The sequence below is a fragment of the Mesorhizobium sp. NBSH29 genome (assembly GCF_015500055.1).
Lineage (GTDB): Bacteria > Pseudomonadota > Alphaproteobacteria > Rhizobiales > Rhizobiaceae > Neomesorhizobium.
This window is the reverse complement of sequence record NZ_CP045492.1, coordinates 190,896-205,626: the sequence shown is the minus strand read 5'-3', so window position 1 is coordinate 205,626 and position 14,731 is coordinate 190,896. Positions and strand designations below refer to the sequence as shown.

Annotated in this window: 13 protein-coding genes; 10 read left to right on the top strand and 3 right to left on the bottom strand. The window is 56.1% G+C overall.

What is annotated here, in order from left to right:
- Positions 1–13 precede the first annotated feature (13 nt).
- The 10 genes from GA830_RS01025 (at position 14) to GA830_RS00980 (ending at position 11,703) form a co-directional block, all read left to right on the top strand.
- Positions 14–1,582, top strand: a complete 1,569-nt coding sequence (locus GA830_RS01025) for an ABC transporter substrate-binding protein (RefSeq protein WP_195163304.1) — start codon at positions 14–16, stop codon at positions 1,580–1,582.
- A 68-nt stretch (positions 1,583–1,650) separates the two neighbouring features.
- Positions 1,651–2,616 (top strand): ABC transporter permease, encoded by a 966-nt coding sequence (locus GA830_RS01020; protein ID WP_195163303.1) that lies wholly within the window; start codon positions 1,651–1,653, stop codon positions 2,614–2,616.
- Positions 2,617–2,620: 4 nt separating this feature from the next.
- Positions 2,621–3,493: an ABC transporter permease gene (locus tag GA830_RS01015; protein ID WP_195163302.1), complete on the top strand. Its 873-nt coding sequence runs from the start codon at positions 2,621–2,623 to the stop codon at positions 3,491–3,493.
- 10 nt (positions 3,494–3,503) lie between these two features.
- Positions 3,504–4,490, top strand: a complete 987-nt coding sequence (locus GA830_RS01010; RefSeq protein WP_195163301.1) for an ABC transporter ATP-binding protein — start codon at positions 3,504–3,506, stop codon at positions 4,488–4,490.
- Entirely contained in the window at positions 4,487–5,548 is a 1,062-nt protein-coding gene (locus tag GA830_RS01005; protein ID WP_195163300.1) for an ABC transporter ATP-binding protein, read from the top strand. Before GA830_RS01010 ends, GA830_RS01005 begins: the two co-directional genes overlap by 4 nt.
- Complete coding sequence (locus GA830_RS01000; RefSeq protein WP_195163299.1) at positions 5,545–6,990, top strand: ABC transporter substrate-binding protein; 1,446 nt, start codon at positions 5,545–5,547, stop codon at positions 6,988–6,990. The genes GA830_RS01005 and GA830_RS01000 overlap by 4 nt, the downstream gene beginning before the upstream one ends.
- A gap of 22 nt (positions 6,991–7,012) precedes the next feature.
- Positions 7,013–8,467, top strand: a complete 1,455-nt coding sequence (locus tag GA830_RS00995) for an amidohydrolase family protein (RefSeq protein ID WP_195163298.1) — start codon at positions 7,013–7,015, stop codon at positions 8,465–8,467.
- Between the two features lie 2 nt (positions 8,468–8,469).
- Positions 8,470–9,948 (top strand): amidohydrolase family protein, encoded by a 1,479-nt coding sequence (locus GA830_RS00990; protein WP_195163297.1) that lies wholly within the window; start codon positions 8,470–8,472, stop codon positions 9,946–9,948.
- A gap of 43 nt (positions 9,949–9,991) precedes the next feature.
- The gene (locus GA830_RS00985) at positions 9,992–10,921 is read left to right on the top strand and encodes a dihydrodipicolinate synthase family protein (RefSeq protein WP_195163296.1); all 930 of its coding nucleotides are present in this window, start codon (positions 9,992–9,994) and stop codon (positions 10,919–10,921) included.
- Entirely contained in the window at positions 10,921–11,703 is a 783-nt protein-coding gene (locus GA830_RS00980) for an SDR family oxidoreductase (protein ID WP_195163295.1), read from the top strand. Before GA830_RS00985 ends, GA830_RS00980 begins: the two co-directional genes overlap by 1 nt.
- Before the next feature lie 289 nt (positions 11,704–11,992).
- Here the strand turns inward: GA830_RS00980 and GA830_RS00975 are convergent, their stop codons facing one another.
- From GA830_RS00975 to GA830_RS00965, 3 genes are all read right to left on the bottom strand, one after another.
- Positions 11,993–12,199, bottom strand: a complete 207-nt coding sequence (locus GA830_RS00975; RefSeq protein ID WP_195165042.1) for a hypothetical protein — start codon at positions 12,197–12,199, stop codon at positions 11,993–11,995.
- 445 nt (positions 12,200–12,644) lie between these two features.
- The gene (locus GA830_RS00970; RefSeq protein ID WP_195163294.1) at positions 12,645–13,130 is read right to left on the bottom strand and encodes an RrF2 family transcriptional regulator; all 486 of its coding nucleotides are present in this window, start codon (positions 13,128–13,130) and stop codon (positions 12,645–12,647) included.
- Positions 13,127–13,576, bottom strand: coding sequence for a group III truncated hemoglobin (locus GA830_RS00965; RefSeq protein ID WP_308460480.1), 450 nt, complete (start codon positions 13,574–13,576; stop codon positions 13,127–13,129). The genes GA830_RS00970 and GA830_RS00965 overlap by 4 nt, the downstream gene beginning before the upstream one ends.
- Between the last annotated feature and the right edge of the window lie 1,155 nt (positions 13,577–14,731).

Genomic DNA, 14,731 nt, shown 5'->3' with positions numbered 1-14,731 from the left:
AAGGGGAACTAACATGCTGAATTTACGTAAGAAGTCAGGGCGCGCAGCCCTTTTCGCAGCTGCGTTGATGCTGGTTTCGGCCGGCTGGGAAACCAGTGCCGACGCCAAATCCCTTACCATCGGCCTCACTTCCGATGCGGTCAATCTTGACCCGCAGGCGGGTGAGGAACTGTCCAGCAACATTCTGTTCTATCACATCTACGATCCGCTCGTGCGGCGCAATGCCGACCTTTCATTTGGCCCGGGCCTGGCTGAGAGCTGGGAATTGACTGATGATACGACTTGGGTTTTCAAACTCCGCCAGGGCGTGAAATTCCACAATGGCGAAGAGTTCAAAGCGTCTGACGTGGTCTTCACGCTTGACCGTTTGAAGAAATCCCTGATGGCCAATCTTGGTGCCAACATCTCGGAATTCCGGGCGGTGGACGACTATACCGTCGAGATCAAGACACCTCGCCCCTATGCAGTTCTGCCGAACGATCTGGCGGCGGTGCTTATCCTGAGCGAGAAATACGCCAAGGAAGTAGGCGACGAGCAGCTTGACCTGAAGCCAATCGGCACCGGCCCTTACAAGCTGACCGAATGGGTGAAGGAAGATCATTTGAAGCTGACCGCGAATGCGGACTACTTTGCCGGCGCACCGGTCATTGATGACGTGACCTTCCGCCCGATCACCAATGGTGCGACACGCACGGCTGCCCTTCTCACCGGCGAAGTCGATGTGATCCAGGATCTCAACGTGCGCGACGTGGACCGGGTGAAGGCCGATGACCGCTATAATGTGCTTAGTCAGCCAAGCCTGCTGAACATTGTCCTGTCACTCGACATGCGTGAAAAGAGCCCGACCATCGCGCTCGACAAGAACCCGCTGACAGACCAGCGCGTACGTGAAGCAATGGTTCGCGCCATTGACATCAACGCGATCAAGACCGTTATCATGAACGGCCTTTCCACACCGTCCGAGCAGTATGTTCCGTCTTCCCACACGGGTTATGTCGAAGGAATGAGTTTCCGCGACCTGTACCCCTATGATGTGAAGAAGGCAGCAGAGCTGATGGAAGCAGCCGGCTACAAGGACGGCTTCACGCTCACGCTCGACACCACCAATAACCGCTATGTCAATGATGCTCAGATCGCCCAGGCCTTGGCCAGCATGTTCGCCAAGGTCAAGATCGACCTGAAGCTCAATCTGATGCCTAAATCGAACTTCTTCGGCTATATCCGCGTTCCTTCGGACAAGTCGAGCATGATCATGAGCGGCTGGGACGTTCCATCCGGCGATGCGGGCTCGATGTATAGCGTGATGTTCTATTCACGCGGCAAGAAGGAAGGCTACGGCCAGGTCAATCGCGGCAGCTATTCCAATCCGGAAGTGGATGCGTTGATCGACAAGGCAGATGCGACCTCCAAGCTCGATGAACGTGATGGCTATCTGCAGGATGTAACCAAGATCCTGATGAAGGACATCCCGATGATTCCAGTCCATTACGAACAGGATCTCTATGCAGCAAAAAAATCGGTGAAACTCACACCGCGCGCTGACAAGTTCCTCTGGGCCTATGAAATCGACGTTGCAGAGTAAGCTCTGACAAAGGATGCCCGGCGTTTGCCGGGCATCCGTTTTTTTTGCTGCATACATAGGACGTTGCCGTGCTTGGATATACGCTAAAGCGCCTGCTCCAGATGGTCTTGGTTCTCTGGGCAGTGTCGGTCATCGTGTTCTTGATGATGAGCTTCACCGGTGACCCGGTCTTTATGGTCATCCCCATCGATTCCACAGCAGCTGAAATCGAACAGGCGCGCCGCCTGCTTGGGCTCGATCAGTCAATCTTCAATCAGTATTGGTACTTTATAGGCAATCTTCTGCAGGGTGATTTCGGGCGTTCCTATGTGTTCCGCCAACCCGCCCTCGACCTCATCTTGGAACGCCTTCCAGCGACCATGGAAATGGTTCTAGTGGCGATAACAATGGCTACCGTGATTGCGATACCGCTCGGTGTCTATGCCGGTGCCAATCCCAATCGCGCGTCTTCACGCTCCATCATGGCCGGGTCGCTCATTGGTATTTCACTGCCGGGCTTCTGGGTCGGCATGATGCTCATTTTCATCTTTTCTGTTCGCTACCAGCTTCTGCCTTCGTCTGGACGGGGTGATACAATCGAAGTGCTGGGCGTGCGGCTTTCCATTCTCACGGCAGATGGCTGGGCGCATATTCTACTGCCTTCCATCACCCTTGCCCTTGCCACTTTGGCCATCATCTTGCGCATCACGCGGGCCGGTATGATGGAGGTGACCCGGCAAGACTATATGAAATTCGCCCGTGCCAAGGGCGCATCGCGCCGGCACATTCTGTTCGCACACGGGCTGAAGAACGCGCTCATTCCTGTTGTCACGATATTTGGCCTGCAACTGGGTGACCTCATCGCCTTTGCGACCATCACCGAGACAATTTTCGCATGGCCGGGGACTGGCAAGCTTCTGATTGACTCCATCTATCGCGGCGATCGCCCGGTGATCGTGGTCTATCTCATGCTGACCGCCTTCATTTTCGTCGTGATCAATTTCCTTGTCGACATCGTTTACACGCTGATCGACCCACGCATCACCGTGAGGTAGCGACATGAAAAATTGGCTCTCCTCGGAGTTCTTCCACAATTATCGTCACAACACGTCTGCGATTACCGGCAGTCTGCTGCTTGGCGCCTTCGCGATCATGGTCATTTTCGGCCCACTCCTCGTCGCGCAGGATCCCTATGATGTTGCCCAGCTGGAATTGATGGATTCGTTCAAGCCACCCGTCTGGATCGAGGGCGGCGACTGGCGCTATCTCATCGGCACCGATGGACAGGGCCGCGATGTTCTTGCCTCCATCGTCTATGGCGCACGCATCTCGGCCTTTATAGGCGTGACCGCAATGTTGCTGTCGTGCCTGCTCGGCACGGTTCTGGGCCTGTTGGCGGGGTTTTACGGTGGCACGCTTGATAGCATCATCATGCGCATCGCCGATATCCAGCTTTCCTTCCCGTCGATGCTGATTGCACTGTTCATGATGTCGGCCTTTGGAACGGGCATCGACATGGTGCTGATTGCGCTCACGGCTGTGGGCTGGGTGGTCTATGCGCGCACGGTGCGCGGTTCAACGCTCGGCGAAATTCAGAAAGAATATGTGCAGGCGGCTCGTGTGGCAGGGTTGAATGATCGCAAGATCATCATGCGTCATATACTGCCAAACGTCCTGACGCCGCTTATCGTGGTGTCCACCATTCAGGTCGGAACCTTCATTCTGATTGAGGCATCATTGAGCTTTCTGGGCGTCGGCGTGCCGATTACCCAACCTTCGCTTGGCCTGCTGGTGAAGAACGGGTTTGACGTTCTGTTTTCTGGGCTGTGGTGGACCTCGGTGTTTCCGGGACTGTTCATCATGTTGCTCGTGTTCGGCATTAATCTCTTCGGAGATTTCCTGCGCGACGAACTCAATCCTCGTCTGAAGTAGGATCATGATAATGGATAGATCTGAAAAACTACTCCAGATCCGTGATCTGAAGACACATTTCCATACGTTTGGCGGCCTGGTCAAAGCGGTTGATGGCGTCAGCTTCGACGTTGCCAAGGGTGAGGTTGTCGGCCTTGTGGGCGAGTCCGGCGGCGGCAAGTCGGTGATCGGATTTTCAATATTGAGACTGATTGATCCACCCGGACAGATAGAGGGTGGCGAGGTTCTGTTTGAGGGTGAAAACCTGCTCAACAAGACTGAGACGGAAATGCGTGAGGTGCGCGGCGGCCGTATCGCCATGGTGTTTCAGGACCCCATGACGTCGCTCAATCCGGTCTACACTGTTGGCCGTCAGATGGATGAAATGCTGCGCTTGCATACTGATCTCGATGCAAGTGCGCGCCGCAAGGCCTGTATTGAAATGCTGGAAGATGTCGGCATTTCTCAGGCAGCATCCCGGCTCAATGCTTATCCGCACCAGTTCTCAGGTGGCATGCGGCAGCGCGTGGTTATTGCCATTGCGCTGCTTGCGGGTTCCCGCCTTATCATCGCCGATGAGCCGACGACGGCGCTTGATGTCACTGTGCAATCGCAGATCCTCAAGCTCATGCGCCGGCAGGTGCGCGAGCGACAGGCATCCATGATTCTGGTCACACATGATCTGGCTGTCGTCTCTGAAATGGCTGACAGTATCGTCGTTCTTTATTGCGGCAAGGTGGTCGAGAAGGGCCTGACCGAGGATGTCGTCAACCGTCCGGCCCATCCTTACACGCGCGGCCTTCTGGACTCGATCCCACATATTTCCAACCGTCAGGAACGGCTGAACCAGATACCCGGAATGGTCCCGGATATTCGCAACCTGCCAAGCGGCTGCAATTTCCGTGAGCGCTGTCCGCGGGCGCAACCGCTTTGTGCCGAAGTCGTGCCAGCGCTCGCGCCCGTGCGCCAATCGCTTGAGGCAGCCTGTCACTTTCCACTTGAAGGACCGTTGTCATGAGCCCGCTTCTTGAGGTCCGCAATCTCACCAAGATTTTCCGGGCAAGTGGCGGGTTCTTCGATCGCCTGAAATTCTCGAACGGGAAATTCAGCGCGGAACATTTGTTTGTCAGCGCGGTCAATGGTGTCACCTTCTCCATCAATCCCGGTGAAGTGTTTGCATTGGTAGGTGAATCGGGCTGCGGCAAGTCCACCGTCGCAAAGACCATCGCGCGTATCTACAATCCTGATGGCGGCGATGTGCGCATAGATGGGCAAGACATTGCCGGGCTCAGCTTCAAGGAGATGCGCCCTATTCGTCGCAAGATCCAGATGATTTTCCAAGATCCCTACGCATCGCTCAATCCCCGCCAAAAAGTCCGCGACATCGTCATGGAGCCGATGCTTGAGCAGGCTGAAAAGCGTGAAACACGCAAGCAGGTCGAAGAAAAGATGATCGCGCTGCTGGCCAAGGTTGGTCTCAACGCCGAACATGCGGGGCGCTATCCACATCAGTTTTCGGGCGGCCAGCGGCAGCGGATTGGCATTGCACGTGCGCTGTCGGTTCAACCACGCCTCATTGTTGCAGACGAGCCTGTGTCGGCTCTCGACGTGTCGATCCAGGCGCAAATATTGAATCTTATGATGGATCTGCGCGATGAGTTCGGGCTGGCCTATCTTTTCGTTTCGCACGACCTTTCGGTGGTTCACCACATCGCTGACCGTATCGGGGTCATGTATCTTGGCTTCATGGTAGAGAATGCGCCGCGTGAGGGTCTCTATCAGCGTCCCGCGCACCCCTATACGCAGGCTCTGCTTTCTGCAGCACCCTCGATTGATAGTGCGAACCGGCAGACTGAAATAGAGATCACCGGTGAAGTGCCGAGCGCACTGCGCATTCCTGCTGGCTGTCCCTTCCGCACGCGCTGTCCCAAGGCGTTTGACCGATGCGCAGTTGAGCGCCCAGCGCTGCGGTCAATTGCAACGGGCCACACAGTCGCCTGCCATTTGTATGATGGAGCGCCGCTGGTTGCGCCCCTTTCACCTTCTGAAGAAGCTTTGGGGGAGACACGCCTGTGACCAATTCTGTAACAATCGCGCAGGCACGTCTTCGGCTTGAAGACCCTCATGATTCTACCGACGCCAATGACGTTTTGACCATCTTCGATGCATTTTTCGATGGCCTTGTGCATTATGGCGCAAAGACCGGGTTTGAACCGGCGCTGGCTGCCAGTTGGACCACTTCGCCGGATGCGCTGGAGTGGAACTTTACCCTCCGCGAAGGCCTGACTTTCCATGATGGTGCGGTATGCGACGCACAGGCCGTTTGCCAGTCATTGCAGCGCATGGCGCGTGCCGACAAGGGCTACACACTGGGCGCACCGGGTGTATGGCACCAATATCTCGGCGATGCGAGGATAGAGGCCCTGACAAGCTCCACTGTGCGGATTGCTCTTTCACGTCCCGTTGCCGATCTTCTGGATGTTCTTGTGTATGGCTACATTGCCTCGCCGGCCTGCCTTGCGCGCATGGAAGCGGGAGATGTCAGCCAGCCGGTCGGTACCGGTCCCTATCGGTTCGAAAGCTTCGATGGCAAGGAAATGCGTGCCACGCGCAATGATAAATGGTTTGGCGCGGCGCCGAGAAATGGTGCGATCCGCTGGGTGCTCGAAACCGATGCATCCATCCGGCAAGACATGCTCGTTTCAGGCAAGGCCGGCATTGCCAATACGCTCGATTTCACGCGATCCGGTTCGATTTCCGCTGATGGTTTCCAGCGCGAGATCTCGCTGGTTCCTGTTGCGATCATCTATCTCTTCAACAGCAAGGGCGGTCCGTTGCGTGACCCCCGCGTGCGGCGTGCGCTCAACCTTGCCATCAACCGGACCGAGCTGATCGACGGCGTGGTCGACGGTGCAGCTGTCCCGCTTGCCGGGTTTGTCAGTCCCCGCCATTTCGGCGTGGTTGCTGGCGATGAAATCACACAAGATTTAGCTGAGGCCAAACGCCTTCTGGCAGATGCGGGCCATGGAAATGGACTGACGCTTGAGGTTGATTGCCCCACACGCCTGCCCGATGAAGCTGAACGCCTGACACAGGCTGTTGCGCGCCAACTGGAAAACATTGGCGTTCGGTTCAACGTGCATCTGCATCAGGACCGCGAGGCCTATGCACATATGATCCGCCGCAAGGAAATCCGAGATCTGTGCATTTTCGATTCAAGCCCGCTCTCAACCTTCCGCGTCCTTTACGAAAAGATTGATGCACGCGTGCAAGGTTCGTGGTGGCAAGGCTATCACAATGCAGCAGTCGAACAATTGCTCGATGAAGGGCGTGCCACGGTGGACGACACGGCGCGCGCCGCAATCTACCGCAAGGCTTATGAGGAACTCCAGCGTGATCCCCCTTGGCTGTATCTCTACAATCCACTGCGGGTAACCGGCCTGCGCGCCCATAAGGGCCAGTGGGCGATGCGTCGCGACAGTGTGCTCGATGTGAGTATGCTTCCTGAATTCCTATAGAACTGCAGGAACTGAAAACCCTATGCGAGACATAGACATTCTCATCAGTGGTGGCACTGTCATCACTATGGATGGCACGCGCCAGATCCTTGAAAAAGGCGCGGTTGCGATTTTGAGCGATCGCATTGTCGATGTGGGATCTGCCGATGCGCTGGCTGAACGATATTCGACAAAGCGCCATATTGATGCAACCGGCAAGGTGGTTCTGCCCGGTCTGATAGATGTGCACGCCCATGCCGGCCACGGCCTGATCAAGACGATGGGCATGGAGCAGGAGAATTTCTGGGAAGAGACCTGTCACGCGGCCTATACGGTTGGCTCGACGCCTGAGTTCTGGCATGCCGAGGCGCAGCTCGCGGCTTTGGAGCGCCTGCGGTTTGGTGTTACTTGCGGCGTATCGCTTCTGGGCGGCGGTGACACGATCATGCGCACGGATGACAGGGTTTATGCTGACGCACATTGCGAGGGTGTTGCAGCTGTCGGCACACGATCCGTTGTTGCTATCGGACCAACGCGCCCACCGCATCCGCGCACTTATGCAAGTTGGGCGAAGGGTGTGCGAAGCGACCATTCCGTGACATTTGAAACGCAGTTCGCGGTCACTGAGGCACTGCTTGAAACCTGGCATGGCCGCTACAATCAGCGCATCAATATCGCCTTGCTTACACCTGTTCTGCGCGATGAACATTTGAAGTCGCTTGCGCCTGCCGATTATGAGGCCGCCGTCTCGCAAACCCAGCAAGTGCGTGCCCTTTCGCGCGCCGCCGGCGTGGTTTTCACACAGGACGGCCATTGGCGCGGTTCCGTGAAGCGCGCAGCCGAGATCGGCATTCTTGGCCCCGATGCGCTGTTTTCTCATGCCATAGACCTGACCGACGAGGAAATCGCACTGTGCGCTGAAACGGGAACACGGATTGCCCACAATCCGAGTGCTATCGCATCCGTCATGGGCCGCTGTCCGGTCATTGAGCTTCTGGATGCGGGAGCCATTGTTGCGCTCGGTTCGGATGCCACGGCGCCAGACCGGTCTGCCGACATGTTTCGGCATATGCAGCAATGCATGCATTATCATCGGACATTCTTCAAAGACCCTAAAATTCTACCTCCCGGCAAGGTCTTGGAAATGGCCACCATTGATGCCGCACGCGCGCTGGGCATGGAACGCGAGATTGGATCGCTGGAGGCGGGCAAAAAGGCCGACATTATTCTCATTGATATGGACCGCCCGCATTTGCGGCCATTCAACATGGAAGCATTCCGTGTCGTTTATTTTGCCAATGGCAATGATGTGCAGACCGTCCTCATTGATGGTGAGGTTGTGCTTGAAGATGGCGTGCCTTTGCGAGTGGCACAAAGGGATGTGCTCGACGCAGCAGACCGCGAAGCGCGCCTGATGATCGAGCGCACGGGAACGGCCCATTTACTCGGCATTCCCGATGGCTTTTTCGGCCATAGCCGATATCCCGAAGGGAACTGAGAATGGTTGATGTGGCTTCCACAGCACCGACGATCATCCGCAATGCCCGTCATGCGATCATCTGGGACGAGGCCCAAAGCAGGCATTGTTTTGCTGAGAATTTAGATATCGCTTTTGACGAGAGCGGCATTCTGTTCATCGGCGCATTTTATGAAGGGCCGATCGGAGCCGAGATTGCGGGCGACAATCTCATGGTCATGCCCGGACTGGTCAATATTCACTGTCATTCCAGTGATGAACCTCTGGCCAAAGGGCTGTTCGAGGATGTCGGCACGAAGGCGCTTTGGGGCAACGGGCTTTATGAATATTCGACGCTGATCGATTCCGACGCGGACGCCAAAGCGGCCTGCCAGATGGTGATGATCGGAGATCTTCTGCGTTCAGGCGTCACTTCGTTTCTCGATATTGCAGGCGGACATGACACATGGATTGAGACAGCCCGCAACAGCGGCGCACGCGTGTGGTTAGCGCCGGGCTTCAGGCAGGCGCGCTGGCATGTCGAGAACAGCCACCGGCTCGATTATATCTGGGATGAGGAAGCGGGCCGCACGAAATATGCTGAGGCATTGAGGTTTCTTGATCAGATATTGCAAGAGCCGAGTGGGCGGCTTTCAGGCGTCATGGCGCCATCGCAGATCGAAACATGCCGCGAAGCGTTGATCGTTGAGGCGGCGGCAGAAGCGCGCCGTCGTGGCATACCCATTACCATTCACAGCGCCCAGACAATGTCCGAGCACGAAGAACTGTTACGCCGTAGCGGTGAAACAGCTCCACAGCTTCTCTCCCGGTTGGGGGTCCTTGGTTCCGATCTCATCTTAGGCCACTGCATCTTTCTCGATCACCATCCATGGACCCGCCAGCGCAGCAGCAATGATCTGGCCTTACTCGCCCGTAGCGGCACGTCGGTAGCGCATTGTCCGGTCACTTTCGCACGAAGCGGACAGGCGCTCAGCACTCTGGGTGGCTATCTACGCGCTGGCCTCAATGTTGGCATCGGGACCGATACATATCCGTTCAACATGCTGGAGGAGATGCGCGCAGCGATTATCGTTTCGCGGCTTGGGTCAGGCGATGTTCACGACATTGATACAGGGCAGGTCTTCCATGCCGCGACGGTGGGCGGAGCGGCTGCACTTGGCCGCACGGATATTGGCCGGCTCTGCGTCGGCGCGCGGGCGGATCTTGTTTGCGTGGATACGACCCATCCAGCCATGCAGCCGCTGCATGACCCATTGCGCAATCTTCTCTATTGCGCCGCCGAAAGGGCGGTCCGTGATGTCTATGTGGACGGACGACAGGTGCTGCGTGACGGAGTGCCTACGTTGTTCGATTACAACGCGGCCGTTGGCATGCTGGATTCTGCCCAGACACGCGCAATCCGCGCAGCCGAGCAGATGATGGCTGACAAGCGCGGCTTGGGTGCGCTTGCCCCTCTGTCATTGCCGCACATGTCAAAGCCCGACGACACTTCAGTCGTTTGAGGCGGATTTTAATTACTTCTAGCTTGAACAGGGAGCGAGCCAAATGGAACGACTGAATGAAAAGGCTAATGGCGTCTATGTGATTGCTCTGACGCCGTTCACAGAAACGGGAGAGCTTGATCTCGAAAGCACCGATAGCATGGTGGATTTCTACCTTGAGAAAGGGGCTACCGGCCTGACCATTCTGGGCATGATGGGTGAAGCGCAGAAGCTGACGATCGCGGAATCGCAGACCTATGTTGAACGGATTTTGCGCCGCGTCGATGGACGTGTGCCAGTGGTGGCGGGTGTTTCTTCGCCCGGCTTTGCCCAGATGAAAGCGCTGACAGACATGGCGATGGATTTGGGCTGCGCTGGCGTGATGATCGCTCCAACGAGCAATCTGCGTTCTGACCAACAAATTCTCACATACTACAAGCAGGCGGTTGAATTCATCGGCGATGTGCCTTTCGTATTGCAGGATTTCCCTCTCGTCACCAATGTGGTGATACCGGTTTCGGTCATCCAGCAGATAGTCGATGAGTTGCCTACCTGTGTCTGCCTCAAGCATGAGGATTGGCCAGGACTGGCCAAGATCACGGCACTCAGAACCCATAGTCAAGCAAAGGGCTCACGACGGATCTCCATTCTTTGCGGCAATGGTGGCATGTTTCTTCCCGAAGAAATGGCGCGTGGTGCAGATGGCGCCATGACCGGCTTTGGCTATCCTGAAATGATGGTGGATGTGGTGCGCCATTACACCAGTGGTGATCAAGATCGCGCGCAGGACCTTTTCGACGCCTATTTGCCCCTTGCTCGCTACGAACAGCAGCCTGGACATGGCCTTGCGATCCGCAAATATATCATGGCAAAGCGCGGTGCCATTGCGTCACCCACGCTGCGCAAACCCGGCGGAACACTTTCCAAAGCAGACATTACCGAGATCGAGCGCCTGATCGCGCGCCAAACGAAACGACTGGAGGAACTTGCCTGATGGATATGGGTTTAAAAGGAAAGACCGCACTTGTGCTTGGCGCAAGCCGCGGTCTGGGTGCTGCTATTGCAAAAGGCTTGGCCGCTGAAGGCGTAAAGGTCTATGCGGCTGCACGAACGGTTTCTGCTATTCAAGGTTGGGCCTCTGAACTGCCGCCGAGCGCTGGCGAGGTTATTGCGATCGAACTTGACGTTTCCAAGGTGGACGCAATCGACACGCTCATTGACCGCCTATTGGGTGAAGAGGGTGTCGACATCCTCGTCAACAACACTGGCGGTCCTCCTCCATGCGATGCAATTGAGGCTACGCGCGACCAGTGGCTGAGCAATTTCGAAGCCATGGCTGCAAATGTATTCCATCTGACAGGACGGCTTTTGCCAGCCATGCAGAAGCGCCAATGGGGACGTGTTATTTCCATTACATCGTCTGGCGTTGAGCAGCCCATCCCACGTCTTGCATTGTCAAATGGCATTCGTTCCGCGGTGGTCGGCTGGTCGAAGACTTTGGCCGCTGAAGTGGCAAAGGATGGAATTACCGTCAACATCATCATGCCTGGCCGCATCCATACAACACGCGTGGATGAGTTGGATGCCAATGCTGCGAAGCGCTCAGGAAAGTCCGTCGAGGACGTCGCTGCAGGATCTGCTGCTGCCATTCCGACAGGCCGTTATGGCCGCCCGGATGAGTTTGCCGATGTCGCGGTTTTTCTCGCATCGGAGCGGGCATCTTACGTCACTGGCTCCAAGATCCGGGTCGATGGCGGTGCGACGCGTTCAGTCTAGGCTCGTCGATTGGACTGACGAGGATTTGGAGGAGGGGCTTTTACACTTCAATTGCGATTTCGGCCTCAAATGAAGTCGGCGAATTGTATCGTAGTGTGGAATGGTGGCTGCGGAGATATAAATGGTGCGCAGTACGTCACTCGGGCGCGCGCGCACCTTCTCTGGCTCATCGCCGCGAGCCTCCGGTCGGACTCGATGACTGCGAGAAGGGTCCTGAGATCATGGCAGTGCTCCGTTCAGCATAGCTCCGCACTGGCCCTCGCAAGTCAGCGGATTTCACTCCGGCTTTCTAGACAAACGTCATCACGACGATGGCACCGATGACAATCATAACGAGACCGCCGATGAGCATCGGCAACAATGTGTTGCCAGACCCCTCCCGAGTGTCTTCGGCCGTATCGATGATCCGCTCGCCGCTGTCCTTGGGCCTAGCTACAGCTCGTTTGCGTTCCGATGGGTTGAATAAGTTCCTATTACGGTCGGGAAACATGCTCATGATCGTTCTCCTTGTTTAAGTTCCACTCCATCCCTAGCCTGCGTAGATCACTCGTTCGAAGCTGATAAGCGACGAACCGCCGGCATCAGGTTCGGTCGGGCGGATCGCCGATCAGGCACCCCTGAGATCGCCCGACGGGCGGCAGGAATGGAACTTTCGCTACCGAGCCAATCGAACGCCGATTGACCGGCGGATGCCTATTCGATCGCCCTTGTCGCCAAAAGGCAATCACCAGCGCGATCGGCAGCCAGAGCCAAATGTTGGTTAGCGTCTCACTTGTGGGAAGGGGTGCGGCGTCGGTGATATTGGGCGCAAACCATTTCACGTGTGCGAGAGCCGGCATGGGCCCCATAGCGAGTGGGAAAGGCAAACCGATCAGTGCCGTTTGCAAGCTGAAGGACAGTTTGCTACCCGCGTGCAGGTATGAACGTGTCCAGATCATTTTCTAGGCCCGCGTGGGCTCGGGGAGAGTTGCACCCTGCGCCGCAGCCGGGGGAACGGTGAGATCGAAGAGCGTCCGAAGGGAAGGTGCGTTAACTAATGCATCTTGCAGCGTGTACTTCTCGAGGGTCGCCATATAGGCAGCGAGCGCTTCGCTGAAGATCCCCTTGATCCGGCAGGCCGGGGCGATGATGCAGCTTCCGCCGCCATCCTTGAAGCATTCAACCAGAGCGAAATCTTCTTCCAAACTGCGGATAACCGCGCCGATCCCAATTTCGTTCGGAGGCCTGCCAAGGCGCACGCCGCCTGTGCGACCGCGTACAGCTTCAACGAAGCCTGCATTCTTGAGATTGAGAGCGACTTTGAGGAGATGGTTGCGCGACAGCCGATAGCTGGTGGCGATCTCGCTCACGGTGCACGGCCGGTCGGGGTGAAGTGCGAGATATGTCAGTACCCGCAGTCCGTAATCGCTATGCAGTGTCATCCTCATGGCATATCTTTTCCATGAGGCGGAAGACGGAAGAACATCGCGAGTTGCAAGCTCTTGGCGATCCGCTCAGCCCGGTCGATGAACACGGTCGCCACCTCCGGTTCGCAGAACTCCCGCGCGGTCTCGCGGAATATGCCGAGCCAAACCGCGAAATCGCCTTCCACCACGGTTTTGAGCTTAAGATGGGCGGGGACGGGACGACCGTCGTAGCTCCCGCTCTTGAGAATTACAGAACACCAGAAATCAGTCATCTTCTCCAGATGCGGTTCCCAGTCGCCGACGATATGACGGGCGAAAATCGGTCCGAGCCGTTCGTTTCGACGTACCCTGGAATAAAACTCGCGAACCAGCCCGCCGATGAAGATGCGGTCGACATCCGCGTGGGTCAAAGGTCCCTCGGCCGCTGGGTGCGCTTTTTGGATATGTTTAAAGTCCATCCTGCTCACATGCTTCAAAGTGGTATTTCATTTGCCACTTTTAAGCGGTCGCAATAATTTTCACAAGTGAAAACCTCGCAGGAGATTGCGAATGACAATAGGGTCGCTGGAGACGCTCGGAATTGATTGGCCCGTTCGACAGGCTGATCATCTGCGCCGCGGCGTGGATCGTCAGTGAATGTGTAGCGCCGTTGCGACAGGTCGGAGGCAACGTACCGAACAAGATCGGCCCATAGTTGCGACCCTCTCGAACAGACGCGCAATAGTGGTTTTCATCACGCTATTGCCATGATCGCGTTCGAAGAAGGCGCCATTCAGGTTGATGTCGTTCGGATGAAATTCTGGCGTGCCGATTATCGCGAATCGTCAATAAAGGCTCGAGAAAGCCGATCGGCAGCCGGATGCGCATGATCCGCTATCTGACCCCCATCGTCCGCCCATCGGGCAATACAAGGATCATATCGAATCCCTGCCCGCGCCTGCGCTCCTCGAGGATTGGAGCCTTGGGAATTCGATGAATATGTATTTCGGACATCTGTCGAAAAGGTCATGCTCGGCTCCTTACATCTGCTGATCGTGCATCGCACCGATCCGACAACTGATCGCCGGCATATCAAGCGGCGCCATTTAGTTGAGGGCATTCACCGTTGCGGCTGACAGTGGTCGGCTTTGTCACTGCCTCACGGTTGTTGGGTGGTGCAACCAGTCCGTCGACCACCTGCGGAATATCGTGTCGACGTCAAACGCGCATTCGGCGTGAAGAACTTTATCGCCCCTGAGCGCGGAAACAGGCAGTCTCGCGCACCTGAGCGCGTTTTTATTGCCGGCCTATTGCCGGCCTCTTGGATGAAATGGCAGCCCCGAGCTTGCCGCAGGCGAGAGCGCCTTCGCCACTCGGGGCTAAGAGGGGCTTTTCGAAAGTCCTGAAAGAAGGTGAATTTTCCAATGAAACTTAAACATCATGTTTGGGATATAGTAATCTAACAAATACTTTCAATGTAGAAAGTTATTTATGCGACTTTTGGTCGCTATATTTCGAAATAAATTCGATCTCTATTTAAAAATTAGCTTTCTTGAAGTCGAAGATTGCAAAATCTTTGTGGCCTTTTGATTTTTCATCAAGTTTAAGAGAACAAACCGCAAGCCGGACTTGCGGGATTGAAT

Excerpts from the sequence above, each read along its gene's own strand:
- GA830_RS01025 (WP_195163304.1), top strand. The coding sequence starts at position 14 with ATGCTGAATTTACGTAAGAAGTCAGGGCGCGCAGCCCTTTTCGCAGCT.
- GA830_RS01015 (WP_195163302.1), top strand. The coding sequence starts at position 2,621 with ATGAAAAATTGGCTCTCCTCGGAGTTCTTCCACAATTATCGTCACAAC.
- GA830_RS01010 (WP_195163301.1), top strand. The coding sequence starts at position 3,504 with ATGGATAGATCTGAAAAACTACTCCAGATCCGTGATCTGAAGACACAT.
- GA830_RS01005 (WP_195163300.1), top strand. The coding sequence starts at position 4,487 with ATGAGCCCGCTTCTTGAGGTCCGCAATCTCACCAAGATTTTCCGGGCA.
- GA830_RS00995 (WP_195163298.1), top strand. The coding sequence starts at position 7,013 with ATGCGAGACATAGACATTCTCATCAGTGGTGGCACTGTCATCACTATG.
- GA830_RS00990 (WP_195163297.1), top strand. The coding sequence starts at position 8,470 with ATGGTTGATGTGGCTTCCACAGCACCGACGATCATCCGCAATGCCCGT.
- GA830_RS00985 (WP_195163296.1), top strand. The coding sequence starts at position 9,992 with ATGGAACGACTGAATGAAAAGGCTAATGGCGTCTATGTGATTGCTCTG.
- GA830_RS00980 (WP_195163295.1), top strand. The coding sequence starts at position 10,921 with ATGGATATGGGTTTAAAAGGAAAGACCGCACTTGTGCTTGGCGCAAGC.
- GA830_RS00975 (WP_195165042.1), bottom strand. The coding sequence starts at position 12,199 with ATGAGCATGTTTCCCGACCGTAATAGGAACTTATTCAACCCATCGGAA.
- GA830_RS00970 (WP_195163294.1), bottom strand. The coding sequence starts at position 13,130 with ATGAGGATGACACTGCATAGCGATTACGGACTGCGGGTACTGACATAT.